We start from the raw sequence: 26,194 nt of genomic DNA, 5'->3' as shown, positions 1-26,194 counted from the left end.
ACTGACAAATAACAAATAGTTAACTTGAAGGGATTTTCTCGACGTGTGCTTCCGCAAGCACTGTTAATTTGCCTGCTTCCGCATTCAGCTGTTTGATCCGCAGCGACATTCCCTCCAAGTCGAAATTGCTGAGATTTAAAAGCTCGCTTGCCTTATCTAACAACGCTTTTGTTAGTTCTGCCGATAGTTCCTCGCCTTCGGTATACTGAACGTCTTCCAGAGAAACGTTCTGCCCATTGGCACTAACTCTGGGTACTGCTGTGAAGGAAACTTGCTTAGTTTCTCCAGTTTCGCGTAGGAATACGGTGGTATTCAATGCTACTTTGCCCTCACCCGGTAGCTGGAAATCTACCTTTTTGGTGTCAATTGTCATTGGTTGCCCATTGACCTGCACCTGCTGGTTTTGTAGCATACTGCCAACATATTCCGAGTTGAAGGCACGGTTGATGTCCGCTTCCGTCAGCACCACGCGGGTACTTGCCTGGGTGGGTTTGTTCAGTTCAATTTTGCCGAAAGCAGCGCTGAGAGGATTGATGTCTATGTTCGTCATTTCCATCTCTAGTTCCTCCATGCGGAGGTCACCCTGCATCACCAAACCTTCCCCTTCAATGGTGACTGACTCCACCTTTCCCTGCACCAGGGAAAGTGGATCGGCTGCAACGTCCACCTCCAATTTGTCCGCTTGATCCAATTGGCTGGATAACCCAATTTCTGCTGCTTTATTAAGCGCCTGTTGCCCTAAAGAAGAATCGTTATTAGTCGTCACAAGAGCGAATTCCTGGTGTCCTGTTATTGAGTCAATCTAGGCGATCTGTATTAAGAAGTGTATCTGTCTGGCGGGGGAAGGAAGGTTAGGCTTTTATTCTCAATAAACAAGCAAAGAGCTATTCCTCTAGAGGTAAATATAAGTACCTATAACTAAATAGTTGATTGTTATGGTTCAAAATCCTATTTTAGATAGATGATATTTTTTTTAATATAAACATCACTACACTCAATACAACCATAGATAAAATAAGCATTTTGTATAAAATTCTGTTTTTAGATTTTTGTATAAGGTAGTTACCGTTTCTAGAGTTTTCCTAGATAACCAGGGGTATCAGTCAAAAGAGAGATGAATATACTGAAAACGAATGTGATCGTATGTATAGATTCCGATCCTATGTTTATCAGTGGAGAACAACGAATGGTAACGACAATTGATGATGCAAAGCGCATGGCAATTGGCATGAAGTTGGCAGACATGAAAGCTCTGCAAAATCTTCTTATTGCCAACGAGCAAAAATTTATCTCTGCGGTTCCCGATGATGATATTCGTCACCGCATACAAGATATGCTCAACGACGATCAGAAAAACCTTGGCGTTCTAGACACTGTAATTGTGCAATACGGTATCAAATCCGAACCCTCACAAGGAAGCACAAAAGTGATTGAAGAAGCTCAGAAACTAATGGAAAGTTCTGAACTTACTATTTTTGAAAAAGTAGCTCAGCATGAATTGCTTAAGCATAAGCAAACTATGACTGGACTGCTCATTCATAAAGCTGCACAAGTTGTTGGTGCTGATATTGAAGCTGCCATCACTCCTTTAAATACCCTTAACTTTGAGAACCGCGCTCACCAAGAGCAACTAAAAGGTATTCTAGAAATCCTAGGCGTTCGCGAACTGACTGGGAAACAGCCAGATCAAGGGCTGTGGGGTCGCGTACAAGATGCTGTTGCTGCATTAACTGGTGTGGCGGGTAGTGTGGTTACTCGCATTGATGATGAGATGAAGATCCGCGATCTTATCAGAATGGATCACGTTAAAGTAAATACCCTGTTCGCGCAAGCTCAAGCTACTGACGATCCTCAAAAGCTGCAAGAATATTTCGGTCAAATCTACAAAGACCTAACTGCACACTCTGAAGCTGAAGAACAAATTGTTTATCCCGCAGTTCGTTCTTACTACCAAAACACTCAGGATCTGTACAATGAGCAAGCTGAAATGAAGCAGATGTTGGAGCAAATTAAGTCTCTCAACCCCTCTGCCTCCAATTTCAAACAACAGCTTTCTCAGTTGATGCAAACTGTTATGCATCACGTACAGCAAGAAGAAAACGAAATGTTTGCGAAAATTCGCGACAACTTCAGCGACGAGCAAGAGAAGCAAATGGCTACCGAGTTCAAAACTGCTAAGAGCAAGGTACAAGATCAGTTTGCTGCTTCCAGTAAGTAAGCTGAAGCAAAATCATAATAGGGGCAATTTAATAATCGCCTTTAAAGGCTAGAGTTCTTTACTTCCACCACATAGTTAGTGGTGGAAGTTTTTTTATTAGCCTCTCTATCAAGGTGCATATAGGGATGCTATTTCATTTGTAAAACTGTACAATATTCATCCTGCCTGCCGTCAAAAGTATTGCCATGTTTAATCAAAAATTAGCATTTTTGATCGGTCGAGAGAAGGATGTTATTAGTAAAATTCCTGTGACATGATTGTAATATATCTTTAATGACAATTTAACAGGAGAAATACGAATGGTAACGACGCTTGATGATACAAAGCGCATGGCGATCGCACAAAAATTGGCCGATATGAGAGCGATCCAAAATTTATTAATTTCCACTGAGCAAAAACTGATAAGTGCGGCTCCCGCTCAAGATGTTCGGGAACGCTTGCAAAATATGCTCAGTGACGACCAGAAAAACTTGGGCGTTCTGGAAACAGTTCTTGTTCAGTACGGAATTCAGTCTGAACCCCACGACACAATGAAAAAATTTGTGGAACAGGCTGAGCAAATGATGTCAGGCTCGGAACTGTCTTTTTACCAGAAATTAGTTCAACACGAACTGCTTAAGCACGGTCAGGTAATGAGCGGAATTGTTGTTCATAAAGCGGCTCAAGTTGTTGGCGCTGATATTGAAGTGGCAATCGGGCCTTTGAACACAGTTAACTTTGAAAACCGCGCTCATCAGGAACAGCTTAAAGGTTTGCTGGAACTTGTAGGTGTCCGCGAACTGACTGGCAAAGATGCAGATCAGGGACTGTGGGCGCGGGTTCAGGACGCTGTGGCAGCACTATCAGGCGTAGCTGGTAGCGTCCTCACCCAAAACACTGACAAACAGGATATGAACATCCAGACCCTAATCCGGCTGGATCACAACAAGGTTAATACCCTGTTTACCGAAGTTGGTGCTACTAAAGATCCTCAAAAACTCCAAGAGTATTTTGGACAGATTTACAAAGATTTGTCCGCTCATGCTATAGCAGAAGAGCAAGTCGTGTATCCGAAAGTTCGCCCCTTCTACGGTGAAGGCGATACTCAAGAGCTGTTCGATGAGCAAGCTGAAATGAAGCAGATGCTGGATGAAATCAAGTCTATGAGTCCTGCTGATGCTGATGCGTTCCGCTCGAAAATTAAACAGTTGATGGATGCAGTTGGCGATCACATTCGTCAAGAAGAAAGCACCATGTTCGCCGCAATTGACAAAAATTGCACCGACGAGCAAAAAGAACAAATGGCTACTGAATTTAAAGCAGCTAAGGCTAAAATTCAGGAAGAAATGGCAGCTTCTATGAAGTAATACCATTTTACTTTTGTGAGGCTACACATCTGATCCCTGAACCCCCTTTAAAAAGGGGGGCTAAGAAAAGGGGTTAGCGCAGGATAGAAAAAGGTGAAGTCTAACTACTATAAGTAGTTAGTTTAAGGAAAGAGGGGGATGCGATCGCATCCCCCTCTTTTTCTAATGGACAGCCTGGTTTTGACTACTGAGCGCGTTGAATGTAAGTTTCTACATTGCGAATCGCTTGTGTAGCATAAGAATCGTTAGGACGTGCCTGAAGCGCTCTTCTAAAGTTAATCAAAGCAGTTTGGTAGTCTCCTCTTTGGGTTGCAGCATACCCAATTCTCATGGCTTGAGTATAATTCTGCGCCCTATTGGATCGCCCATTGCTCGGAGTAGAGGCACCGGGAGTTGTATCTGCACCACCGGGAGTTGTTGTGCCACCGGGAGTTGTTGTACCTGCACCACCGGGAGTTGTTGTACCACCGGGAGTTGTTGTGCCACCGGGAGTTGTTGTACCACCGGGAGTTGTTGTACCACCGGGAGTTGTTGTACCAGGAGTTGTTGTACCTGCGCCACCAGGAGTTGTTGTACCTGCACCACCGGGAGTTGTTGTGCCTGCACCACCGGGAGTTGTTGTGCCACCGGGAGTTGTCGTACCTGCACCACCGGGAGTTGTTGTACCACCAGGAGTTGTTGTACCACCAGGAGTTATTGTGCCACCGGGAGTTATTACACCGGGAGTTGTTGTACCTGCACCACCGGGAGTTATTGTGCCACCGGGAGTTGTTGTACCTGTGCCACCAGGAGTTATTGTGCCACCGGGAGTTGTTGTACCTGTGCCACCGGGAGTTGTCGTACCTGCACCACCGGGAGTTATTGTACCTGTACCACCGGGAGTTATTGTGCCACCGGGAGTTGTTGTGCCACCGGGAGTTGTCGTACCTGCACCACCGGGAGTTGTAGTCGTGCCACCGGGAGTTGTAGTCGTGCCACTGGGAGTTGTCCTTCCCGGAGTAGTGGTGCTACCGGGAGTTGTAGTTGTTCCACCGGGAGTAGTCTGAGCTAATAATTGTCTGCTTTTGCCAGTAGAATTAGCACTGCTACTGACTTCATTCAGAGATGCCAATGCTGGGAAACTGAGTAAAACACTAGCGCTGGCAACTCCGAGCAAGCTAAAAAGCGTTTTGATAGAATTTTTCTGATTTCGGGTATTCATGGTAATCTTTTGAGTTTTTTTTTCAGTAAAGCAGGCAAGCATCTTGCCTTACTTTGAACGAGTAACGAGACTGTCTTGAATTGTTAGCCGTTGACGACTTCGCCGCCGTTGGGATGCAGAATCTGACCTGACATATAAGAAGAGTCATCCGATGCCAAAAAGACATAGCTTGGTGCAAGTTCTTCAGGTTGTCCAGCCCGCTTCATTGGCACTTGTTCACCAAAGTTTGCAACTTTTTCTTCTGGGAAAGTTGAGGTAATTAGCGGTGTCCAGATGGGGCCTGGTGCCACGCCATTAACGCGAATTCCTTTTTCAATTAAGGATTGAGAGAGCGATCGCGTAAAGGCAACAATTGCCCCTTTAGTGGAGGAATAGTCGAGCAACTGCTGATTTCCTTTATAAGCCGTTACCGAAGTCGTGTTGATAATCGCGCTGCCTTCTTTAAGGTGCTTGAGTGCAGCTTTGGTCATGAAAAACATTGAGAAGATGTTGGTGCGGAAAGTGCGCTCCAACTGTTCGGCGGTGATATCTTCAATGCTTTGTTGAGGATGCTGTTCGGCGGCATTGTTGACGAGAATATCAAGTTTTCCAAATTCGTCAACTGTCTGCTGTACAGCTTGCTGACAAACTTTTTCGTCGCCAATATCGCCAGGAATTGCGATACATTTACGCCCTTCTTGTTCGATTAGCCGCTTGGTTTCTTGGGCATCATCGTGTTCATTTAAGTACGAGATCGCAACATTGGCTCCTTCTTTAGCAAAAAAGATGGCAGTCGCACGACCAATACCGCTATCACCACCAGTAATTAGCGCTACTTTGTCGCGTAACTTATCACTACCGCGATATTTAGGATCGTCGGACTTGGGTTTTGGTGTCATTTCTGACTCACTACCCGGTCGATTATCTTGATGCTGGGGTGGCTGTAAGGTTTGCTCTGGTGACATACAATTCTCCTTGCGCGTGAGTGAACTTTTAAATTGAAAAAAACCGTTCCCTTGAATTACACTCAATTCAAGATTTAAAGTTTACATAGATATAGGCATCTATATCTATGCTTGATTTGGGATAACCTTGTCACAATAGAAATCTATACTTCAAAGCGCTCAGCCCTAAAGTTGTATCCCGTATTGGTAGTAATAAAGTACAGAAAGCGACAAAAACGTACAACTTATTGCTACTTTTGCATCAAGAAAGCATTTATCCTATGGATTAAACTTCTTTCTACATACGATGCTGAGCTACAGCTAGATTATCCTCATCTAATGCACGGTTGTTTGTGGTTGTCACTGTTAAACAGTAGCAACCACTCAAAGTGAGTTTATCAACCTGTGGGTTGAAACCGAAAAACTATTTACTCAACCTTTGGATGTATAACTATTAGGAAGTTGTTTTTGATCCAAATCCTTAATTGGCGGCCCATTTAATACGTCACCCGTAGGGCTGAAACGTCCCCCGTGGCAAGGACAATCCCAAGTATTTTCGGCGTTGTTCCAGTTAACAATGCACCCAGCATGGGTACACACTGGAGACAGAGAGCAGAGATGACCAGTTTCATCACGGTAAACGGCATATTTTTTCCCGTCGATGTCAAGAATTTTGCCTTCGCCTACTTGAACTTCAGACGGTTCCTCTCCATCCGACTTGAATAACCTGTCAGCGATAAAGTGTTTGGCAACTCCCAAATTTTCTGTGACAAACTTTTGGGCGCTGGCGAGGAGGTTGGCGCGGTTAGGGTCAAAAACTTCCCTCCAGGGGTTTTCGCGCCCCAAGATGAGGTCGCTGACGAGCATTCCGCCAACGGTGCCGAAAGTCATGCCGTTGCCAGAATAACCTGTAGCAATGTAAATGTGAGAGTGGGCTGCGGTTTTGCCGATGTAGGGTATACCATCGACTGGTTCGTAAAGTTGGGCTGACCAGTGATAATCGATGGATGCGACATCAAAATGCGATCGCGCATACGCTTCCAAATCCCGAAAACGATCCTCGGTATCCACATCCTCCCCTGTCTTATGGTCTTCACCGCCGACAATCAGCAAATCTTTGTAGCTGCGGGTGTAATGATAAGGCTCATCTGTATCCCAAAATAAACCGGAGGGTAAGGCTGAATTCAACCGCACGCCCAGCACGTAAGAACGATACGGGGCAATTTTTGTAGTCATTACATACAAGTCTGGGAGACTCGATAAGTCATGAATTGGCGTATGAGTGGCAATAATGACATTTTGAGCCGTCACAGTACCTTGTTCGGTAGAAACCCGACTCGGTTTGTCGCCAGTAATATCGACAACAAACGAATTTTCAAAAATGAAGCTTTCACCGTCTTTGGTAATAGCCTTAGCAAGCCCTTGCAGGTAACTAAGAGAATTGAACTGCCCTTGATTTGGGAACAACACCGCAGATTCTACTCCGAATGGCAGCGGCACATCTTTGGTCAAAGCACTAGGAATTCCCAACTTACTTGCTGCTTCCGCCTCTGATTCAATTTCAGAAACATCGTCAGATTTCTGGGTGTAAAGATATCCCGGCACTCGCTCAAAATCACAATCAATTTGCTCCTCACTCACAAATTGAGCAATACGTTCAATTGCTGCCCGACTAGATTCTGCTACCAGCTTGGCATTTTCTTCCCCCAGCGAAGAAATCAAATCCTTGTAACGTTCGTCAGCAGCTTCGGTGATGTGTGCAGTAGTGTATCCTGTGACACCGCTACCAATTTGCGATGCTTCAATAACAGCAACCGTTAACCCAGCGCGTTTCAGCAGCAAGGCAGCAGTCAAGCCAGTGATACCGCCGCCAACAATGGCAACATCTACATAAATATCATCTGCTAATTGAGGAAAAGAAGTGCCTGTAGTAGTGTCCAGCCAAACAGATACAGATGTCCCAGATAAAGTCATTAAGTGTTCTCCTTGCAAAGGATAATTTGATACCTTTTTATGGGATAACGTTGTAGGTACTACTTAGGGATCGGCTACTAGAAGTAATTCCACACTGGTAGTGTTCCAGAGGAACTCTGTAAACAGCTAGATGATTTTTAGCAAGTTTTAGGCAACTTCGCTTTTATTTCTCTTCCCTGTGCCTTCTGGCGCGCCTCTGGGGTTAAATTTTTTTCGATGGGTAGCACACCCTACTACTTGTCACTTTGTGCAGGATCTCGGTTAAAGTGGCAATGCCCTTAAATTACCGCCAGAACTCTATGAAAATAAAGAAATTAATTTCTTTGGGACTGTTAATCTTTATCCCCATCTCAATTGCAGCGGAATTTTTTAAATGGGGTACGCTAAGTGTATTCATCACATCAGCTATAGCGATTGTACCCTTAGCGATTTGGTTAAGCACTGCCACTGAAGAAGTAGCTGTCGTTACTGGCCCTTCTATTGGCGCTTTGTTAAATGCAGTTTTTGGGAATGCGACTGAGTTAATTATTGCTTTAGTTGCCCTAAATGCAGGATTGGTTGATATTGTGAAAGCAAGTATTACTGGCACGATTATCAGTAACTTACTGCTAGTAATGGGACTTTCCATGCTTTTAGGCGGTCTACGCTACAAGGAACAGGATTTTAAACCAATTGTGGCGCGGGTGAATGGTTCCTCGATGACGCTGGCAGCGATCGCTATCATCTTACCTACAACAGTAATCTACACCTCAAATGGGGTAGAGCCTACAGCGATTCGCAATCTCTCCCTCACAGTAGCTACAGTTTTAATCGTAGTTTATGCTTTAACGCTGCTGTTTTCCTTGAAAACTCACAGCTATCTTTACGATGTGGGATTACTAGATTTAGAGGCAGAAACGCCACCCGGTTCTGGAGGTGAGGCGACTGAACACAAGCCGAATTTATGGCTGTGGATGGGTGTTTTAGTTGCCGCTACTATTGGGGTTGCTTTTGAGTCGGAGATTTTTGTCGGAGTTGTAGAGGAAACAACAAAACAACTGGGCTTAACTCCACTTTTTACAGGTGTTATTCTTTTGCCTTTAGTTGGCGGTGCAGCAGAATATGTAACGGCGGTTAGTGTAGCACTGAAAAATAACATGGATCTATCGGTTTCTGTAGCGATGGGTTCCAGCTTGCTAGTTGCCTTACTTGTAGCGCCGATTTTAGTTTTGGTAGGCGTTGTAATTGGTCAACCAATGGATTTGAATTTCAATCCTTTTGAGGTTGTGGCGGTAGCGATCGCAGTAATAGTTGCCAATCTTATCAGTCTAGACGGACGTTCTAATTGGTTAGAAGGGGTGCTACTTTTGGCTACTTACACAATTCTAGGAGCAGCTTTTTACTTCCATCCAGCGTAATAAAAAGGCAATACCCCCAAGCCCCCTTAAAAAGGGGGGCTAATAAGAACTTTACCTTCTAAAAAAGGGGGCTTGGGGGTATCAAATTTGTTGCATCAAAACGCGAGAATATGTCACGCGATCGCCATCTCTGGATGCTCGATCTTCGTTCCCAACAGTTTCAGAAATTCCGCCAACCAGCGGGGATGTGCAGGCCATGCTGGTGCTGTCACCAAATTACCATCAACCATTGCCTCATCTGGGGGAATATGCACATAAAGACCCCCAGCGCGGGTTACATCTGGCCCGCAGGCGGGATAAGCCGTACAACTTTTGCCTTCTAAAACCCCAGCAGCCGCCAAAACTTGTAACCCGTGACAAATTGCAGCAATAGGTTTATTTGTTTCGGAAAAGTGGAGGGTTATTTCTAACACTTTCTCGTTAAGACGAATATATTCTGGCGCACGTCCACCAGGAATTACCAAAGCGTCATATTCTGTCGCTTCTACTTCATCAAAAGTAGCGTTTAAGATGAAGTTGTGACCGGGTTTCTCGCTATAAGTTTGGTCGCCTTCAAAGTCGTGAATCGCTGTCCGCACTTTTTCCCCAGATTTCTTGTTGGGGCAGATAGCATGGACGGTGTAACCAACCATTTGCAATGCTTGAAAGGGAACCATCACTTCGTAGTCTTCCACAAAGTCGCCCACAATCATTAATATTTTCTTTGCAGCCATTTTCTGTACTCCTGCTTTATTAATCGGATGTTGGAGATTTTGGCTCCACGATTGAACCCATAAATAGCACAGTTCCAGTTTGATTGTCCCGGATGCAGCAGAAGAATGGGCGATCAACAATCATGGTAAAAGTTGGTGCTGAAAGTCCTCTTTCCATCTCCACAGCAGTGACGGCGGCGGCTTCGGTGCCTTCTTCGTTGACTTCTAAAAAGGTTTTGTGGATAACCTTTCCCACACAAACGGGTTCCCCACACATCTGGTCAAAATTTCCCTCCTCAAAAGCTGCTCCCATGCCCAAGGCAATCAGGGCATCTTTGAGTTCTACTTCATACTCCAATTGAAAGCGAGGTAAAATGACCTTTCCTTTCATCTTGTCGAACTGGTTCATCCATTTCTCCCAGTTCTCAGCGTTCAGATTGGTGTGGAATGCTTCCAGGTTTGAATCTTGATCTGGGAGGAAGATATACATACTCACCCGTCCAGTACCATAAGGCAAGCTGACCGCCTGAAAGTTATCACCTCGATAGTAGCGGTGGTCGGTTTCGTCCAGAGACATCATCGGGTGCTGTGTGGGCGTGCCATCAAGCAGGGTAAAAACTCTATTGTGCGTATTTTCTTTGTCGAAAGGGTTTGTCCAAATACCTTTGAAATAGATGGCGTTGATCAGGATTAAAATCGTTTGGGAGTTGAGTTTGTTGAGTATTGTCTTGATTTTGCCGTTGGTATTTTTGCTCACCCAGTTGTTAATAGTTGCCAGCGAATCGGCAGCACTTAAGTCGAGATTGGTAACTTTGGCTTTGTAGAAATCCTGAGTTCGTTGTAAAAAATCTCGCTTAAACGGGAATTCCTGCTGCGCCCAAAGTGAATTAGCGATCGCTAACTCCACCTGACCGTCCAAGTTTTCTAGCGTCTTCAATAGCTGTGCATTAGCTTCGTTGACTTGTAGCAAGCTCATTTCTTGCAATTCCAAAGCGATCGCCATTGCCGCTTGTGTCTGTCCCACAGCACCGTTATAGGTCATCGCCAGAGCGATACCTACACTTGCTGGCGAGATAAAGATGTTTTTGTCAGGTTCCTGTTTTGTAAGTTTCCCAAAAAGCTTAAAGGCAAATTTAGTGTTAGCAGCAACAACTTTATTTTTCATTCAGCTAACTTTCCCTACTCATAACAAGGCGATTTAAAGCTGTCAATAATTAAATTTTTAGGGTAATTTGTAGCTAGCCACTCGCAAGATTAATTCGCCTTCTTGGGGGTTGCGGCTAAAGATAAATGCGCCTTCTTGTTTTTCACCGCCGGAGAGAAAGTCGATATTCTGTTCCCCAGTTTCCTCCACTTCCCCATTGACGCGCAATTCGGCGATAATCTGCACTGATTCTGCTGTTTCTCCGCCAGAGTTGGTAATTTCAAATGGGACGTAAAATTGCCCTTGTTCCTGCCTAATTTCAGCGTTGGGCGTGACTGATAGAACTGGTGGACGATCTTTATCGTTAACCCAGTTATAAAGCAGCAGCCCGACGAGCGCCGCCAAAATAGATGTAGCTATACCAAAGCTAGTCCATTCCGCAGGCGATCGCTGCGGTTGCTTTTCCTCTTTTTCTGATGAATTGCTGTCTTGATTTGTCTGAGTCATACGGCTAACCTTCCGGCAGCACCGCCAATTGTTGCTGGTAGTCCTAGTAATAATATGTAGCTCAACCAAGTTTGCCACGGATCGTCAAAGCTTAACTTGTGGAAGAACCACAACATCAATGTTGCGGCAAAAAGCGACACTAAATAGGACATAACAGTTTCACTCAGGGGACGCTGAAAAAGACCTCGCTGCTTGATGCGCTTGCCTTCACCAGTAAAGCCAGCCTGAAACACGATGCCATAAGAAATCAACAGCGATGCAGCGATAATAGCCAGCTGCCAAGGGGGTGAGGAGGCGGCGGCAAGCATTGGTACTTCGTCAGTCGGCGCAATATTAAAACCAACGATGGTGGCACCGATTAAAGTGGCACCGATGTCTGCAAGCGTGGCATTGATGCTGGTTTGGTTTGCGGGTGGAGGCGTATCCTGACCATCTGAAGCCTGATAGCGATCGCCACTCAACAAGGCACGAGAAAGCGCCACACCTAGCGAAAATGGGATACCCTCGAAAATCGCTTTTCCCACAGCCTCACTCAACGAGGTATCCTGGGTGATTTCGCGCAACAAAATCAGGATAATAGTAGCGCAGACGATGCCGATAGCGATCGCTTCCACGCTATCCATCAGTGCATCACTTGCTTTAATTCCCTTGGTTTTGCGGAATCCTTCGGTACGATTTAGCAGAAAAACTCCAACAAAACTGGATGCGATCGCCCCCAAAAGTACGGGCGGTTTGGTAAACGATCCTATCCACCAAACTTCCATCGTATACAGCAGCGGAATTCCAAATAAAAACCCACCCGCTGCGCCCCGAATTAGGTCGTTGCATTCCTTCGACCATATATTTTCGGCTTTACGTTTTCGAGTGTGTTTGTACATGATGAAAATTTTAAAAAATGCTGCCTCTAAATGGCATCCACTTTTAGGTATAGGGTGCGGTAGTCGCAACGTAACATCGCACCTAAATTTTAAATAAAACTGTGATATTTAGATTTATTCCTCGTTCCTATACTTACCTTAGTAACGAAGATTAGGAGGCTTTGTATTCTTCTTATTGCCCCTACTATGTGTAAATTTTCCTTAATTAAGATTCCGTAGGGTGAGCATTGCCCACCCTACTCAATTATTACTTTTGGTTACGCCATCTTTTGGCAAACTCTTCCAGAGTTGCTTTAGGAACTTGCGTTTGCAGCCACTCCATCGCATCATCTTGGTGAGGCAATCCCTGGTAATATTTACACATATTAACCAGATTAATTGGAGGCGGTGTAGCAGGTTTTGTTAACGCATTCCAGGTAGTAGTACCAACAATTCCATCAGCCTTTAGCCCTTGCGACTTTTGAAAAGCAATTACAGCGGTTTCTGTACCGCTACCAAAACTCCCGTCAATTGGCCCAGGATTAAAGCCTCTGTCTTTCAACAACTGCTGCAACTCTTTTACTTTTGCACCACTAGCTCCTACCCTTAAAGAGTCATCAGTTAGCGGCACACCTCCTGTAGACAACTTTTGGCGCACAGCTTGACGTAAACGTGGCAGTTGAGCATATAACCAATCACCAGGACAATCAGTAGCAGAAAAGTCTCGATGTCCTTTGATATTGTCAGGAGAAATTTTGCAGGAATCGCAAATCGAAACACATAATTCCACTAAGCTATTCCATTGTTTTTCGCCCATTTGGTAGGTCATGAACCTGCCTTCATTTTCTATTCCCGGTGATTCGTTACCAACCGGGTTGCCAGAATGAGCTGATTTAACGCATAAACCCCGCTTGACTTTTGCTAAAGAACCCTGTCTTCCTTCTAAAAGAATGCCCCCAGTTGTGTTTAAGAAGTTGTGACCGGAATCATCCCATCCAAAAACATCCATATGTGTATTCTGGACACTTTTGGCAAATCTTTTAGCTCCATCCACAGTTGCTTTCGAGATATCAGTTGGGGAATTTGGCGTATCGGTGTGGTGAATAATGACGTATTTAGGCACTGTTTCGGCAGGCCACTTTTTAGGAGGTCTGGCTCCCCATTCTTGGGCTGAAATGACGCTAGCGGTGAAAGGCATTTTGATACTTCCTCTAATGCTTACTGGCAGATGAATTACGAGTAGTAGGGCAGGCAAAAGCCCACCCTACAAGAACATTATTTGAAGGTGCAACGCCAGAATAAGAGCGTAAATGCACTCTAAGCGCCTCATTTTTAACCAAATAATTATGCTGTAGCAAGGTTGGAGGAAGATTTTTTACATTTCTTGATGCCTTACATTAGGTGAAATTCCTTGAGTGCTGGTAAAAAGTTCATGTTTTCGTGACTGGGGCGACTGAGTTTAATTAGGGCAAAGCGTTGGGCGGGAGTCAAGGCTGCCCACTGTTGGCGAGTCACCGTTACCCCTAATTCAGCTGCTTTTTCCTGAATACTATCTGGCACGTTGATTGCATCCATCCAGGGGGGGTGAGGTTCTACTGGCAAGTCAGTTGGGGGAATGCCTGTGTGTTCGATAACGCGCTGGTGGAGAAATTGGCGATATGCTTGAATTTCGTCTGGTGTGGTGCAGGGCATATCTACCACAGATTGACGCTCAGCTTGGCTAAATTGATACCAGTGGGGTAATTTTAATTTTACGCCGCAAGTGTCTAGTTTCATCCGCACTTGCATGGGAATGCAGCGTAGCGAATCTACGAAGTCTGCTTCAAATTGAAAGAAATCAGCCATTTGATTTTAGATTTTGGATTTTGGATTTTGGAGCCATTTTTGAGGAGATTAATTCTTCCCAAAACATCGCGCGCGTGATTTTGCCAACATCGAATTTGTTCGTTACTCCGACGATTGATTCCAAAACTGAAGTTAAGAATAATTGTAGGTTAGGGAGCCACCCCCATGCGCGGGTTTCCCTGGTTGAGAAACTAATAGCAATTCACTTTTTTACCGCTAAGCTAATGGCTTTTCTTAGTCCCTTGTCTTGCCCGAAGATTTGGGTAAGTGCCTACACTCAAATTTGGGGCGGTTTTTTAAGGAGATTGAGGGATTAGATGTAGTGTTACCCAAAAAATACTGATATTACGTTGGGTTTTTGGACTAAAAGCAACAACCTACTATAACAATTCCACGGTTGGGTGGGATACATCTGTAGGGACATGGCATTGCCATGTCCCTACCAAGGTGACAAAAACAAAAGAACCGCGATATCTTCCACCTGACTGAGAAATGCTACATTCTTAAGTATTTGCAACACCAGCAGGTAATCTTACTTCCGGGGATTTTCCGCCAAAGACAGTACGCGATCGCTGCGTTTTAATCAATGATACTTGAGTGGTCAACAGGAAACTGACAAAACTGGCAATTACCAGCACCGGAACCATCGCTGTATCGGAGAGGACGCCCAAAATTACAGTGGTACTGATGGGCGTTTTTGTCACCGCCACATTCACCGCCGCCATCATGCAAATCATCCCAATTGTCGGATGGATTGCGGGGAAAGCCAGTGAAATAGCTAAACCCACCGCCGCACCAATGTAAAACAGCGGAAAGATGAATCCACCCCGGAAACCAGAGTGCAGGGTGCAACATACCGCTAACATTTTCGCAAAAGCGATCGCAAGCAACATCGTCATCCCAAAAGTAGAACCTGTTTCAACGACGGTTTGAATTTCTTTCTCGCCAAAAAACAGCGTTTGGGGGAAAACCAAAGCAATCAAACCAATTGATAATCCTCCCAGCGTGGCCAGTAGAATTGTCTGGTGTCGCAGGTACTCACTCAGATGTCCGATCATCCGGAATAGATAAATAAAGATGACAGCAATTAGCGCCCCTAATATTCCTAGCATTGCACCCTGAGCTAAATTAGTTAGCGACAGTTTCGGAATAGCAGCAAAGTGGTACATCCCACCAATCGTTAACCCGGTGTTAAACCGAAACACAACAAAGCTCAAAATCGCTGAAAGTACGGCTGGGATTAGGGCTTCGTAGTATTCCAAGCCTCGACGATGGGGAAGTTCCAAGGCGAAGAGTGCGCCGCCAAGAGGCGCACCGAAGAAGGCTCCAAGGGCAGCACTCATCCCGCAAAAGGTCAGCACGCGGGTCGCTGTCAGGGTTAGATGGAGCTTTTGACCAAGCCAGCCGCCAAAACTGCCATTAATCTGTACAAGTGGGGCTTCTGGGCCAGCGCTACCGCCTGCGGTAATCGAAAATAAGGATGCTAGAATCATCGCTGGAGTTTGGCGCACAGAAATTCGCCCTGGATCGTGTACTTTATCGACGACAAAAGAAACTTCACCAGGAAGTCCCATTAAGTGCAGCGTAACACCAACCAGAAATCCGCCAATGGTAGTGGCTATCCACACGTAATTCCATGCGGGGAAGTTGCTGGGGAAGTAGGGGTTGAGAACATCAGGAAGTGTGTGCCAGACAAAATGTAAACTTCCTTCCAGCACGTAGTAGTAAGCTGTTGCAACTAATCCTCCAGCAATGCCAATTACTGCGGCACAAAGGATTGTTTGCTGGTAGGTAAGTTCGCGATCGCTACTTTGTAGTGTATCGGCCGCCGTTGTTTGAGATTGAGCATTTGATGACATGAAATATCCTCAATTTTAGTAGCCATCGAATCAGAAGAGTTTCTCGTTTGTAGTTGGAGACAAAGAACGAGGGGAAAAATTGCTAATGCCCGATTATTGCTGCATCGTCTAGGAAATTTTCCTAATTAACTGTCTGGGGTTCTTTGAGAAGAAATCCGCTGTTTTTCCCCAGATAGTTGAGAGGATGTCCCAGAAGTGTCAAAAGTTAGCTTGAGCCCCCCAACCCCCCAATTCATAGGGGGGAGAATCAAGTCTTAGTCCCCCTTTTTCAGGGGGATGCAAGGGGGATCTCCACCGTCTAAGCGTCTCGATTATGACTTTTCAGACATCCTCTGAAATAATGAATGGCCTTTTTCAAATCTCTAGACAATTAAACCTACCCAAGCAGTAAAAGTGAAAATGTATTGAAAGTAGCTTTTAGGGCTGAAGTTAAAAATAGATGACATAACCCGGACGCCAAACTTGCATCCGGGTTAGCTCAAACCGCATTTTCCACAGACGCGATCGCTTCCCAAACCCAATACTGGGTTAAGACTCGCTCCTGCCTAGCCTTTTCATCACTAACTGAGATGTATTGTTAGCAAGCCTTCCTGATCGAGGCAATTCCAAAATTGCCCCGATCTGGTGATGAATGTCTAGTCCCAGAAATGTACAATAGTATCAATGACTACAAAATACTTTTAAAATTTGTGCAGCAGGGAAGGCAGGGAAAATGGTTTTAGGTATAACACAGGCACGGTTTAACGCTTTCAGCTTGTCGAACAGCCCAACAGGCGTTCAATCAGCTATGAAATTCAAACTTAATTTTCTAGCTGCGTGTTTAGCGGCTTGGGGATTGCTTGCTTGTGCGAGCGCATCTGCGGCTAGCGTGGAGCCGGTTTTAGATGCAGAACAGGTACAGCATTTATCCTGTGTAAAACAGGGAGAGCGTTTGCTGTGCGAGGTGGAAAAGACTAGCGATCGCGCTTCGGCTCCTAACCAAGCACCTGAAAGCCTAAAATCATCTACTGTCACTATTAATTTGCAAATGCTTACTCCCCAAGAGCAAGAGTCACTTGCAAATATCCTTCTCTGGCTTACCTATCTTATTCCTAGTGGCGCTTGTGTAGGAATATTGTTGTATGACAAGTATTGCCTTCATCGCACTACGGCTCTCAATCAGAAAATAGAGGTTTTGGAGAAGTTGTGGAAGCAAACTACCCAAAACTAATCCCTTGGTAGCCTTCCACTTTTAGAAAAATAAGACTGAAGCCCGATGACTGTACACGAGAGCTTGCGCTCTCTTCAGTTAATCGTGCCTCTCGCGTATAAAGCCCGCTTTCGCGGGCTTTGTTTGTGTAGCCACACCCTTGTAGGGTGTGGCTGTATTTGGTAGTAGTTGAAATTAATGTCGTTCCTGTTCGTGGGAAAAAACTTCAGTTTTTGGAGATAAAACTTCTGCTTCTTCACCTTCATGAGAGTCTTCCGGTTCTTTGAGGAAGAATGCACAAAAACTAGCTGCAATTAAGCCAACTAAGCCTAGCATCTGGAAAAAGATGCGATCGCCCGCAGCACCTTGAGGTAACAAGCTATATACAGTGAGGAAAATTACCGCCCCCACATTGCCGTAAGCACCGACGTTACCAGCAATTTGTCCCGTCACTCGCCGCTTAATCAGCGGCACAATCGCGTAAGTTGCTCCTTCTGCTGCCATCACAAAGAAGGAAGCAATCATGGTCATAATTACTACAACCAAAAGCGGTATATTACCACCCAAACTGCTAAATATTAAATACCCCATTCCGGTGCCTGCCAGCGTCGCCGCCAGCGTCCATTTTCGGCTTCCGATTTTGTCAGAAATCAAACCACCACCTGGACGAGCTACTAAGTTCATAAATGCGTAAGTTCCAGCAACTGCCCCAGCGATCGCCGCCGTTAAGCCAAAGCTTCTTTGAAAAAATGTAGGCAGCATGGAAACAACTGCCAGCTCAGAACCAAAACAAGCGAGGTAAGCCAATTCTAAATTAGCTACTTGCGAAAATTTGTAGCGTTCTTCAGCAGGATATCTTTTTGTACCATTCATCAATTTCTTATTGGCTTTCCAGCAATTGTAGGACTGGAACGCATATAAGCAGACCAGCAGAAACCAAGCGGTATACAGTTGCGTAGTGTTGATGAAGTTAACTCGATTTAAACGCCAAGCAATTAAGCCCAAAACCCCAACTAAGGGAATGTTCATCAGCATCATAAACCAGAAATCTTTCTGAGTTGTGACTTCCATCCCCGCGCTGCTTTCTGGGCGCTCGTAAACTTTGCCGGGGGGCGTATTTTGGACGTTGAAGTAATAAATTACCCCGTAAATAGCGGAAACAATTCCGGTGAGTGCGATCGCAAACCGCCAGTTAACTTGACCCGCACTTAAAAAGGCGACGGCGGCGGCAATAGTCGGTAAAGTGAACGCAGCACCCGCCGACCCAAAGTTACCCCAGCCGCCATAGATGCCTTCCGCTAAGCCAATTTCTTTGGCAGGAAACCACTCCGCCACCATTCGGATACCAATCACAAAGCCACAGCCAACAATACTCAATGCCAAGCGGCTATAAACTAATTGTTCAAAGTTCTGTGCCAAGGCAAACGCTAAACAAGGTATGGCAGCATAAACTAGCAGACATGAATAGGTAATCCGAGGGCCAAAGCGATCTAATATCATCCCCACAATAATTCTGGCTGGAACTGTGAGAGCGACATTACAAATAGCCAAAGTTCTAAGTTGTGGTTCCGTTAAACCCAAATCGTCTTTCACTGCTGTGGCAAATGGGGCAAAGTTAAACCAAACCACAAATGTCAGAAAGAAAGCAAACCAGGTTAAGTGTAAGATGCGGTATCGACCGCTAAATGACCATACTCCAGACATTTAAAAATCTCCTTTTTTAAAACAAAGTACAACAGTCTTCCTCTCACAACTAGATTGGGCATAAACTTAGTAAAAACAAAACTTTTGTTTACCCAAAAACTAATTTTGAATACTTAGGCGTTCTTTAATTGTTCAATATCAATTTTTTTTTAGGGATTTGAGTTGAAATGCAGGTAATTGATTTCATTTTGTTCTAGAGAAGGCTTTCCTGTTAGATTAATTAGGTTTGTGTAGGATTTTCGTATACTTTGTTACCAAAGTTCAAATTATTTTTAAATCTCTTTTATTTTGATAATTGAATCTATTTTTATAATTATTAGCTAATCCAGTATTGCAATTTACGCAACCATAGGATGCAAAAAGTGCCTAATGCGTTGTGCTATACAACCCCAAAAAGCCCAATTTGTGTTATCACAACAAGTTGGCGCGTCCGAAGCGATCGCGTCCTCTAAACATCTGCTAATTTATAATCCAATACAGTTTACTGAAAGCTAAAAATCCAAACCCTACCTAGAGAATGGTTGAACAACGTGAAACCCAACAGCACTCATGAATTCCTTGGGTTTCCTGATCACCCAACCATTCCCCACAAACTAATAAGGGTTATAGGATACCAACAGCATCCATTCCAAGGGCTTAACTTACAATTAATCTTGAGATAATAGAAAAGTTGCCACTATTTTGATGTTTTTGTTAACTCATATCTTCCACCTGCCCTAGCGTTTTTATTTTGATGCCATCCTTCCCCCCGTTGCGGAGGGGCTGAGGAGGTAAAAGACTTTTCCTCAAACCGAAATTGGTGGAGAAAAAGTCTCAGAATAAGCGTTTGACGGCAGATACTCAGATGAATCCATCTGGGTTGCAACGGGTACAAGTTGCACCGCACAGGCTTTTAACTCTGGTTGCAGGGATTGAGGACAAGAGACTGGATGGGTAAGGGCGTTGGCTTCTGCCTTGTCTGCCCAAAGAAAGCCCCAGTGTATGGGGACAAAGACAGTTCCAGGGGAAATTGTCTTTGTGACTTTAGCTGGAAATCTGGATGTACCACGACGACTTCGGACTTCCAGCAAATCGTTCTCCTGAATACCCAGCTTTGTAGCATCGCGGGGATGAATCTCAATAAACGGATTCGGGTGCATCTGCCGAATTTTCTCAATGCGTCCAGTACGGGTTTGAGTGTGCCAATGTCCGTAAAGTCTGCCAGTAGTGAGGACAAAGGGATAGTCTGGATCTGGTGGTTCTGCTAAACCCCGTGAATGATGGGCAACAAAACGCGCCCTTCCATCAGGCGTGGAAAAACGGGAATTTGTATACAGCCTTTTCACCGCCTTGGGTAAAGATTGCAGTTCTTTTTTGTCCGGTTCGGGCCATTGTATAGGGCCTTGTGCTGCTAACCGTGCATGACTGATGCCAGTTTGTTCGCAGACGCGATCGCGTGTCAACTGCACAAATTCCGCATAAACTTCCGCTGAAGAAGTAAAAGCAAAGTGTTCAGCAAATCCCAAGCGACGACCGACTTCTGCAAAGATTTCCCAATCTGCTCTCGCCTGTCCTACTGGCGGACGGAAAGCTGGACAAAGCGTTACTACTCGCTCAGAATTGGTCATCGTGCCAGTTTTTTCGCCCCACTGCGCTGCTGGTAACAAAACGTGAGCAAATTCGGCAGTTTCTGTAGGATAGTAAGCGTCTTGATAGACAGTAAAAGGCGAAATCTTGAGGGCGGCTTTTGTCCGTTCCAGATCCGGCATACTCACGGCTGGGTTAGTCGCCGCAATCCACAAAAATTGTACTTCTCCCGTCTCTAGTCCAGTAATAATTTCCCAAGCGCTGCGGCCGGGAACGGGCGAAATTTTCCCAGGTTGTAATCCCCAAAACTGCTCAACTTCAGTTCGGTGCTGCTCATTTTTTACCAAACGATACCCAGGTAAAAGATGCGCCAAACCGCCAACTTCCCTTCCTCCCATCGCGTTCGGCTGACCTGTCAGCGAAAAAGGGCCGCTTCCGGGAAAGCCAATTTGACCAGTCATGAGGTGCAAATTGATCAGACTGCACACTTTGGCGGTACCTTCTGAAGACTGGTTTAAACCCATTGTCCACATAGACAGCACACGCTTCGATTCAGCCCAAGCTTTTGCGGCTGTTATCAAGTCATGGATGGAAATACCGCATCGTTCAGAGACAACTTCCGGCGGATACTGCTGAATTACCTCAGTGTAGGATGGAAAACCTGTAGTGCATTCGTCTACAAATTCGATGTTGAGACGGTTCCAACGCAGCAGCAGATAAGCAATACCATTGAGTAGATCGATGTCTGTACCTGGTCGAATTGCCAGATGCAAATCTGCGGCTTCAGCTGTGGTGGTGCGGCGCGGATCGACCACAATCATTTTGACATTCTTGTTTTGCTTGTGGTGTTTCCGCAGTCGGTTGAAGATAATCGGGTGACATTCTGCCGTATTGGAACCGATGATAAAGGCACAATCTGTTAATTCCAGGTCTTCGTAGCAACAGGGGGGGCCGTCTGAACCTAAGCTGTAATAATACCCGGCTGTGGCGGAAGACATACACAGACGCGAGTTGGTATCAAAGTTATTAGTACCCAAAATACCTTTAAAAAGTTTTTGGGCAAGATAATAGTCTTCCGTGAGGAATTGACCGGAACCATAGAGGCAGATTGCATCTGCACCAGAAGTATCGCGCACAGTTTTAATGCGACTTGCGATCGCATTTAAGGCTTCGTCCCAAGAAGCGCGACGGAAAGGTTCATCCAGGGAATCGCGCATCATTGGATACATCAGTCGGTCTTTACTGATAGACTCTGTAACTGTGGCTCCTTTGACACATACCATACCCTGACTCGAAGGATGAGCGCGATCACCCCGAACTTTCCAGACAGGATTGCCTTTACTATCTCGATTCGTTTCCCGGTTAGCTTGGGCTGGCGGCGAAACTTCTAAACCACACCCAACACCACAGTAAGGGCAGAGCGTTTTGATTAAATCACTCATATTATTAGTTATTTGTTATTGGTAATTAGTCATTTGCTAATGGCTAATGGCAGTTAAGAATTACCTATTACCCATTAGCAACAAACTAACGACTAAGAACTAATGACTGCTTAGGTTTTGCCCCAAAGTGTTCAACCAACAAATCTCGCAGCACTGGCTTAAGATCGTCGCAGGGAATCGATTTCATCACCCGGCTACCAAGTTCAGCTTCATAGCCCACTTTTCCGCCCATCCAGATATCCACGGCTTCGACTACTTTGCCATTTTTGCGTCCCTTTGTTCCCATCAACCCAATATCTGCCACTTGCGGTTGACCGCAGGAATTGGGGCATCCCGTCCAGTGAATTCGTATTGGTTGAGGTAAAGTTAATTCGGCTTCCAATGCTTTTACAAAAGCCAAAGCGCGGTTCTTGGTTTCTATTAGTGCAAAACCGCAGAATTGACTTCCCGTGCAGGAAACTAACCCGCGCATCAAGTTTTCTGGATCAACTGGAAAACGTTCTAAAAGTGGTTCTTTTAAAAACGCTTCCATACGAGTATCGGGGATATTGGGAATAATCAAATTTTGCTCGACTGTAAAGCGAATTTCCCCACTACCATACACTTCGGCAATTCTGGCTAAGTCAAACATATCTTGGGCATACATCCGACCGACGGGAATATGTAACCCCACAAAGTTTAATCCAGGTTGCTTCTGTTTATAAACTCCGATGTAATCTTTCTTTTCCCACAGGAATTCATCTTTTTCAGCAGCCGATTGTAAAGGTATTCCGGCAATTTCACCAAAGCGTTTTTCTATCTCTTCTCTAAACTTCTCAATTCCCCATTTATCAATCAGATACATCAGCCGCGACTTTTGCCGATTTGCCCGAAGTCCGTGGTCGCGGTAAACTTCTAAAATTGCTCGACTCAAAGCCACCACGTCTTCTGGTGGAACCCAAGCATTCATGGGAACTGAAGCTTCGTAACGTTTGGGTGAGAACATCCCGCCGACGATGACATTAAAGCCGATGGTGTCGTTTTTGTAAGCCGGGATGAAACCAATATCGTTAAGTTCGGCGTGAACTGAATTGTCACGACAACCTGCGATCGCAATATTAAATTTTCTTGGCAAATTCGTAAACTCTGGATTCCCTTTGCCCATATTAGTGATCATGTCCTGCACCATGCGACACAATCCCCGCGTATCGATCAATTCATCTGGATCGATTCCTGCTAAAGGTGAACCCGTAATATTACGAACATTGTCCACACCAGACTGAACCGATGTTAATCCAGCTTGTTCTAATTTTCGGTAGATGTCTGGTACATCTTCAAGGCGTATCTGTCGCAGTTGAATATTTTGCCGTGTGGTGATATCGGCGTTTCCCTCATCTCCGTAATGCTGCACAATTTCAGCCAAAACCCGCATTTGGTAAGCACTTAAAATTCCATTCGCCAGCCGCATCCGCAGCATAAATTTGCCTGGTGTCACCGTGCGGTAAAATAAACCCAAAACTCGCAACCGATAGTCTCTATCGGCTTCTTCCATCGCTTCCCAGCCAATCTTTGCTAAATAGTCTAGTTCTTGCTTTAATACCAGACCATCTTTTTCGGATTTAATCCTTTCAAATTTGTTTTGGGTTGGTGTTGCTTCGCCTGCATTTGTCAAATTTTCAGATGATTCGACGGTTGCTGGGGAGCCGTTCGCTTCCACCTGAGCTTTACCTACCTTTCCTGGTACTTCGGTTGCTTCCGTCATAAGTTTTAGCCTCGTTGCATATTATGTATGTAGCGAGTGCGCGACTCGCCTCAACAGCTATTTATCGGACAATCTAGCCAGATTTTTATCTAACCTTATGCCCTCTTATGCCAGGAATCGGTAGACTTTGCTACAGAAGATGCCTATTTCCTTAGAACCCACCTTTTGAAATATTTATAATTTTTTAACTCTTTCTTTTGGAAGATTGCTAAAACTCTCATTGGATGTCTGCTTCTCTCCCTCAGCGCCCTCAGCGCCTCGGCGGTTCGTTCCGCCAAAAAGGACTAATTTTTCACAAATTTCTACCAAGCTAAACTCGTGAAGAAAAAGCCGGGGATTTAGTGTCACAACGCAAATAACCTCCCTCAGATTTTTGGGCAGCAACAGGTACAAGTTTCACCGCACAAGCCTTTAATTCTGGTTGCAGCGAGTCGGGACAGGATATGTGATGAGTCAGGGCATTAGCTTCTGCCTTGTCTGCCCAAAGTGCGCCCCAGTGCATCGGGACAAAGACAGTTCCGGGGGAGATTGCTTTTGTTACTTTAGCTGGAAAACGAGATGTGCCGCGACGAGTTTGCACTTCCACCAAATCATTCTCCTGAACATCTAAATTGGCAGCATCGCGGGGATGAATCTCAATAAATGGATTCGGGTGCATCTGCTTGATTTTATCAATCCGTCCCGTGCGGGTTTGGGTGTGCCAATGGCCGTAAAGTCTGCCTGTAGTTAGGACAAAGGGATAGTCTGGATCTGGTGGTTCTGCCAAACCGCATGAATGGTATGCCCCAAAACGCGCCCGTCCATCAGGCGAAGGAAAGCGCCCATCTGTATATAACCGCTTCACAGCCGGGAGTGTAGATTGCTTTTCCTTTGGGAAGGGCCATTGTAGCGGGCCTTGTGCTGCTAGTCGTGCGTGACTGATGCCACTCATATCGCAGACGCGATCGCGTGTCACCTGAGCATATTCGTCGTAAACTTCAGCTGAGGTAGAGTAGGGAAATTTGTCGCCAAAGCCCAGTCGCAGTGCTACTTCCACAAAGATTTTCCAATCGGCTTTCGCTTCACCGGGAGGAGTACGAAACGCTTTACATAAAGTGACAACTCGCTCAGAGTTAGTCATTGTCCCAGTTTTTTCGCTCCACTGCGCGGCAGGAAGCAGGACATGAGCAAATTCGGCAGTTTCCGTGGGGTAATATGCGTCTTGGTATACCGTAAAAGGCGATCGCATTAACGCTGCCTTAGAACGTTCCAAATCGGGTAAACTCACAGCCGGGTTAGTTGCTGCAATCCAGAGCATTCCGACATCGCCAGTTTCCAGACCCGTGATGATGTCCCACGCCGCCAAACCTGGAACAGGCGAAATCTGTCCGGCGGGAAGTTGCCAAAATTCTTCTAATTCGGCGCGATGTTGGGGATTTTTTACCACTCTATACCCTGGTAGGATGTGGGAAAGTCCCCCAGTTTCCCGTCCGCCCATCGCGTTTGGCTGACCTGTCAGGGAAAAAGGGCCGCTCCCCGGTTTACCAATCTGAGCAGTCATCAGGTGCAGATTAATAATAGTCCGTACCTTGGCAGTCCCTTCCGAAGACTGATTCACGCCCATCGACCACATAGACAGCACCCGCTCAGAATCAGCCCAGTAGCGAGCAGCTGTTTCCAGTTCCTTTACGGATATGCCGCACCGTTTGGCGACAACTTCCGGCGGATAGTGTTGAATCACCTCAGCATAAGCCGGAAAATTGGAGGTGCATTCGTCAATGAAAAAAGTATCAATTCTGCCCCAACGCATCAACAGGTGGGCGATACCGTTGAGTAAATCGATATCAGTCCCTGGTTTTATCGCTAAGTGTAAATCTGCTGCTTCCGCTGTGGTAGTTTTTCTGGGATCGACCACAATCATTTTCACCTTGGGATTTTTCTTGTGGTGTTTCCGCAGGCGGTTAAAAATAATTGGGTGACATTCTGCCGTGTTGCTACCAATGATAAAGGCACAATCGGTTACATCTAAATCTTCGTAGCAGCAGGGAGGGCCATCGCTTCCAAAGCTCTGAGAATAACCCGCCACGGCGGAGGACATACACAGGCGAGAATTGGAGTCAAAATTATTGGTACCCAGACACCCTTTAAGGAGTTTCTGAGCAACATAGTAATCTTCTGTTTGCAGTTGTCCAGAGCCATACATACAGACGGCTTCTGGCCCTTGAGTCGAGAGAACGGTTTTAATCCGACTCGCCACACGATCTAAAGCTTCTTCCCAGGAGGCGCGGCGGAAGGGTTCGTCTAGGGAGTCGCGCACCATTGGATACAGAAGTCGGTCTTTGGACAGAGACTCGGCAACGGTTGCACCCTTGACACACACCATACCCTGACTGGAAGGGTGAGTGCGATCGCCCTGCACTTTCCAGATGGGAGTTCCTTGACTATCCCTATTTACTGCTTTACCTGGTTGTGCTGGAGGTGACACCTCCAGTCCGCAACCAACACCGCAGTAAGGGCAAAGGGTTTTTGTAGTGTCAGTTGTCATTAGTCTATAGTTTATTGCTAATTTAGCAGTCCTATTTGATGAAGAAAATGAACCGCAGAGGCGCA

General features: G+C 45.4%; 19 protein-coding genes. 4 read left to right on the top strand and 15 right to left on the bottom strand.

Annotated elements, in window-relative coordinates:
- Positions 1 to 19: 19 nt before the first annotated feature.
- The gene (locus H6F63_RS12355) at positions 20 to 766 is read right to left on the bottom strand and encodes an LmeA family phospholipid-binding protein (protein WP_190421015.1); all 747 of its coding nucleotides are present in this window, start codon (positions 764 to 766) and stop codon (positions 20 to 22) included.
- 420 nt (positions 767 to 1,186) lie between these two features.
- Here H6F63_RS12355 and H6F63_RS12350 point away from each other — a divergent pair, with 420 nt between their 5' ends.
- The gene (locus H6F63_RS12350; protein WP_190637733.1) at positions 1,187 to 2,218 is read left to right on the top strand and encodes a hemerythrin domain-containing protein; all 1,032 of its coding nucleotides are present in this window, start codon (positions 1,187 to 1,189) and stop codon (positions 2,216 to 2,218) included.
- A 299-nt stretch (positions 2,219 to 2,517) separates the two neighbouring features.
- The gene (locus H6F63_RS12345) at positions 2,518 to 3,564 is read left to right on the top strand and encodes a hemerythrin domain-containing protein (protein WP_190637731.1); all 1,047 of its coding nucleotides are present in this window, start codon (positions 2,518 to 2,520) and stop codon (positions 3,562 to 3,564) included.
- A gap of 184 nt (positions 3,565 to 3,748) precedes the next feature.
- Here the strand turns inward: H6F63_RS12345 and H6F63_RS12340 are convergent, their stop codons facing one another.
- From H6F63_RS12340 to H6F63_RS12330, 3 genes are all read right to left on the bottom strand, one after another.
- Positions 3,749 to 4,765, bottom strand: coding sequence for a hypothetical protein (locus tag H6F63_RS12340; RefSeq protein WP_190637729.1), 1,017 nt, complete (start codon positions 4,763 to 4,765; stop codon positions 3,749 to 3,751).
- Between the two features lie 83 nt (positions 4,766 to 4,848).
- Positions 4,849 to 5,709 carry an SDR family oxidoreductase gene (locus H6F63_RS12335; protein WP_190637727.1) on the bottom strand — a complete coding sequence of 287 codons (861 nt, stop codon included), beginning with the start codon at positions 5,707 to 5,709 and terminating at the stop codon, positions 4,849 to 4,851.
- Positions 5,710 to 6,120: 411 nt separating this feature from the next.
- Positions 6,121 to 7,662: an FAD-dependent oxidoreductase gene (locus tag H6F63_RS12330; RefSeq protein WP_190637725.1), complete on the bottom strand. Its 1,542-nt coding sequence runs from the start codon at positions 7,660 to 7,662 to the stop codon at positions 6,121 to 6,123.
- Between the two features lie 299 nt (positions 7,663 to 7,961).
- On the opposite strand from H6F63_RS12330, the gene cax reads away from it, so the two are divergent.
- Entirely contained in the window at positions 7,962 to 9,059 is a 1,098-nt protein-coding gene (gene cax / locus H6F63_RS12325) for a calcium/proton exchanger (RefSeq protein ID WP_190637723.1), read from the top strand.
- 113 nt (positions 9,060 to 9,172) lie between these two features.
- On the opposite strand, the gene H6F63_RS12320 is transcribed toward cax, so the two are convergent.
- The 7 genes from H6F63_RS12320 to H6F63_RS12290 all read right to left on the bottom strand — a co-directional run bounded on the left by H6F63_RS12320 (position 9,173) and on the right by H6F63_RS12290 (position 15,963).
- The gene (locus tag H6F63_RS12320) at positions 9,173 to 9,772 is read right to left on the bottom strand and encodes a DJ-1/PfpI family protein (RefSeq protein WP_190637721.1); all 600 of its coding nucleotides are present in this window, start codon (positions 9,770 to 9,772) and stop codon (positions 9,173 to 9,175) included.
- A 19-nt stretch (positions 9,773 to 9,791) separates the two neighbouring features.
- Complete coding sequence (locus tag H6F63_RS12315; protein ID WP_190637719.1) at positions 9,792 to 10,916, bottom strand: serpin family protein; 1,125 nt, start codon at positions 10,914 to 10,916, stop codon at positions 9,792 to 9,794.
- 57 nt (positions 10,917 to 10,973) lie between these two features.
- Positions 10,974 to 11,402 (bottom strand): TIGR02588 family protein, encoded by a 429-nt coding sequence (locus tag H6F63_RS12310; RefSeq protein ID WP_190637717.1) that lies wholly within the window; start codon positions 11,400 to 11,402, stop codon positions 10,974 to 10,976.
- A complete protein-coding gene (locus H6F63_RS12305; protein ID WP_190637715.1) occupies positions 11,399 to 12,280 on the bottom strand; it encodes a TIGR02587 family membrane protein in 882 nt (293 codons plus the stop codon). The genes H6F63_RS12310 and H6F63_RS12305 overlap by 4 nt, the downstream gene beginning before the upstream one ends.
- Positions 12,281 to 12,527: 247 nt before the next feature.
- Positions 12,528 to 13,457 carry a peptidoglycan-binding protein gene (locus H6F63_RS12300; protein WP_190637713.1) on the bottom strand — a complete coding sequence of 310 codons (930 nt, stop codon included), beginning with the start codon at positions 13,455 to 13,457 and terminating at the stop codon, positions 12,528 to 12,530.
- A gap of 194 nt (positions 13,458 to 13,651) precedes the next feature.
- Positions 13,652 to 14,104, bottom strand: coding sequence for a nitrate reductase associated protein (locus tag H6F63_RS12295; protein ID WP_190637711.1), 453 nt, complete (start codon positions 14,102 to 14,104; stop codon positions 13,652 to 13,654).
- A gap of 503 nt (positions 14,105 to 14,607) precedes the next feature.
- Positions 14,608 to 15,963, bottom strand: a complete 1,356-nt coding sequence (locus H6F63_RS12290) for a chloride channel protein (RefSeq protein ID WP_190637709.1) — start codon at positions 15,961 to 15,963, stop codon at positions 14,608 to 14,610.
- Between the two features lie 712 nt (positions 15,964 to 16,675).
- On the opposite strand from H6F63_RS12290, the gene H6F63_RS12285 reads away from it, so the two are divergent.
- Positions 16,676 to 17,173: a hypothetical protein gene (locus tag H6F63_RS12285; RefSeq protein WP_190637707.1), complete on the top strand. Its 498-nt coding sequence runs from the start codon at positions 16,676 to 16,678 to the stop codon at positions 17,171 to 17,173.
- Positions 17,174 to 17,347: 174 nt separating this feature from the next.
- Here the strand turns inward: H6F63_RS12285 and H6F63_RS12280 are convergent, their stop codons facing one another.
- From H6F63_RS12280 to H6F63_RS12265, 4 genes are all read right to left on the bottom strand, one after another.
- On the bottom strand, positions 17,348 to 18,856 hold the full coding sequence (locus tag H6F63_RS12280; protein WP_190637705.1) for a NarK family nitrate/nitrite MFS transporter: 1,509 nt from the start codon (positions 18,854 to 18,856) through the stop codon (positions 17,348 to 17,350).
- Between the two features lie 785 nt (positions 18,857 to 19,641).
- Positions 19,642 to 21,864: a nitrate reductase gene (locus H6F63_RS12275; RefSeq protein WP_190637703.1), complete on the bottom strand. Its 2,223-nt coding sequence runs from the start codon at positions 21,862 to 21,864 to the stop codon at positions 19,642 to 19,644.
- Positions 21,865 to 21,949: 85 nt separating this feature from the next.
- Positions 21,950 to 23,515, bottom strand: a complete 1,566-nt coding sequence (locus H6F63_RS12270; protein ID WP_347276789.1) for a ferredoxin--nitrite reductase — start codon at positions 23,513 to 23,515, stop codon at positions 21,950 to 21,952.
- A gap of 400 nt (positions 23,516 to 23,915) precedes the next feature.
- The gene (locus H6F63_RS12265; RefSeq protein WP_190637699.1) at positions 23,916 to 26,129 is read right to left on the bottom strand and encodes a nitrate reductase; all 2,214 of its coding nucleotides are present in this window, start codon (positions 26,127 to 26,129) and stop codon (positions 23,916 to 23,918) included.
- Positions 26,130 to 26,194 lie beyond the last annotated feature (65 nt).

It is taken from the genome of Trichocoleus sp. FACHB-40 (assembly GCF_014695915.1).
Taxonomy (GTDB): domain Bacteria; phylum Cyanobacteriota; class Cyanobacteriia; order Cyanobacteriales; family FACHB-T130; genus Funiculus; species Funiculus sociatus.
Note: the sequence above shows the minus strand (reverse complement) of the source record. Positions and strands in the feature narration are given on the sequence as shown.

Excerpts from the sequence above, each read along its gene's own strand:
- H6F63_RS12350 (WP_190637733.1), top strand. The coding sequence starts at position 1,187 with ATGGTAACGACAATTGATGATGCAAAGCGCATGGCAATTGGCATGAAG.
- H6F63_RS12345 (WP_190637731.1), top strand. The coding sequence starts at position 2,518 with ATGGTAACGACGCTTGATGATACAAAGCGCATGGCGATCGCACAAAAA.
- H6F63_RS12340 (WP_190637729.1), bottom strand. The coding sequence starts at position 4,765 with ATGAATACCCGAAATCAGAAAAATTCTATCAAAACGCTTTTTAGCTTG.
- H6F63_RS12335 (WP_190637727.1), bottom strand. The coding sequence starts at position 5,709 with ATGTCACCAGAGCAAACCTTACAGCCACCCCAGCATCAAGATAATCGA.
- H6F63_RS12330 (WP_190637725.1), bottom strand. The coding sequence starts at position 7,662 with ATGACTTTATCTGGGACATCTGTATCTGTTTGGCTGGACACTACTACA.
- cax (WP_190637723.1), top strand. The coding sequence starts at position 7,962 with ATGAAAATAAAGAAATTAATTTCTTTGGGACTGTTAATCTTTATCCCC.
- H6F63_RS12320 (WP_190637721.1), bottom strand. The coding sequence starts at position 9,772 with ATGGCTGCAAAGAAAATATTAATGATTGTGGGCGACTTTGTGGAAGAC.
- H6F63_RS12315 (WP_190637719.1), bottom strand. The coding sequence starts at position 10,916 with ATGAAAAATAAAGTTGTTGCTGCTAACACTAAATTTGCCTTTAAGCTT.
- H6F63_RS12310 (WP_190637717.1), bottom strand. The coding sequence starts at position 11,402 with ATGACTCAGACAAATCAAGACAGCAATTCATCAGAAAAAGAGGAAAAG.
- H6F63_RS12305 (WP_190637715.1), bottom strand. The coding sequence starts at position 12,280 with ATGTACAAACACACTCGAAAACGTAAAGCCGAAAATATATGGTCGAAG.
- H6F63_RS12300 (WP_190637713.1), bottom strand. The coding sequence starts at position 13,457 with ATGCCTTTCACCGCTAGCGTCATTTCAGCCCAAGAATGGGGAGCCAGA.
- H6F63_RS12295 (WP_190637711.1), bottom strand. The coding sequence starts at position 14,104 with ATGGCTGATTTCTTTCAATTTGAAGCAGACTTCGTAGATTCGCTACGC.
- H6F63_RS12290 (WP_190637709.1), bottom strand. The coding sequence starts at position 15,963 with ATGTCATCAAATGCTCAATCTCAAACAACGGCGGCCGATACACTACAA.
- H6F63_RS12285 (WP_190637707.1), top strand. The coding sequence starts at position 16,676 with ATGGTTTTAGGTATAACACAGGCACGGTTTAACGCTTTCAGCTTGTCG.
- H6F63_RS12280 (WP_190637705.1), bottom strand. The coding sequence starts at position 18,856 with ATGTCTGGAGTATGGTCATTTAGCGGTCGATACCGCATCTTACACTTA.
- H6F63_RS12275 (WP_190637703.1), bottom strand. The coding sequence starts at position 21,864 with ATGAGTGATTTAATCAAAACGCTCTGCCCTTACTGTGGTGTTGGGTGT.
- H6F63_RS12265 (WP_190637699.1), bottom strand. The coding sequence starts at position 26,129 with ATGACAACTGACACTACAAAAACCCTTTGCCCTTACTGCGGTGTTGGT.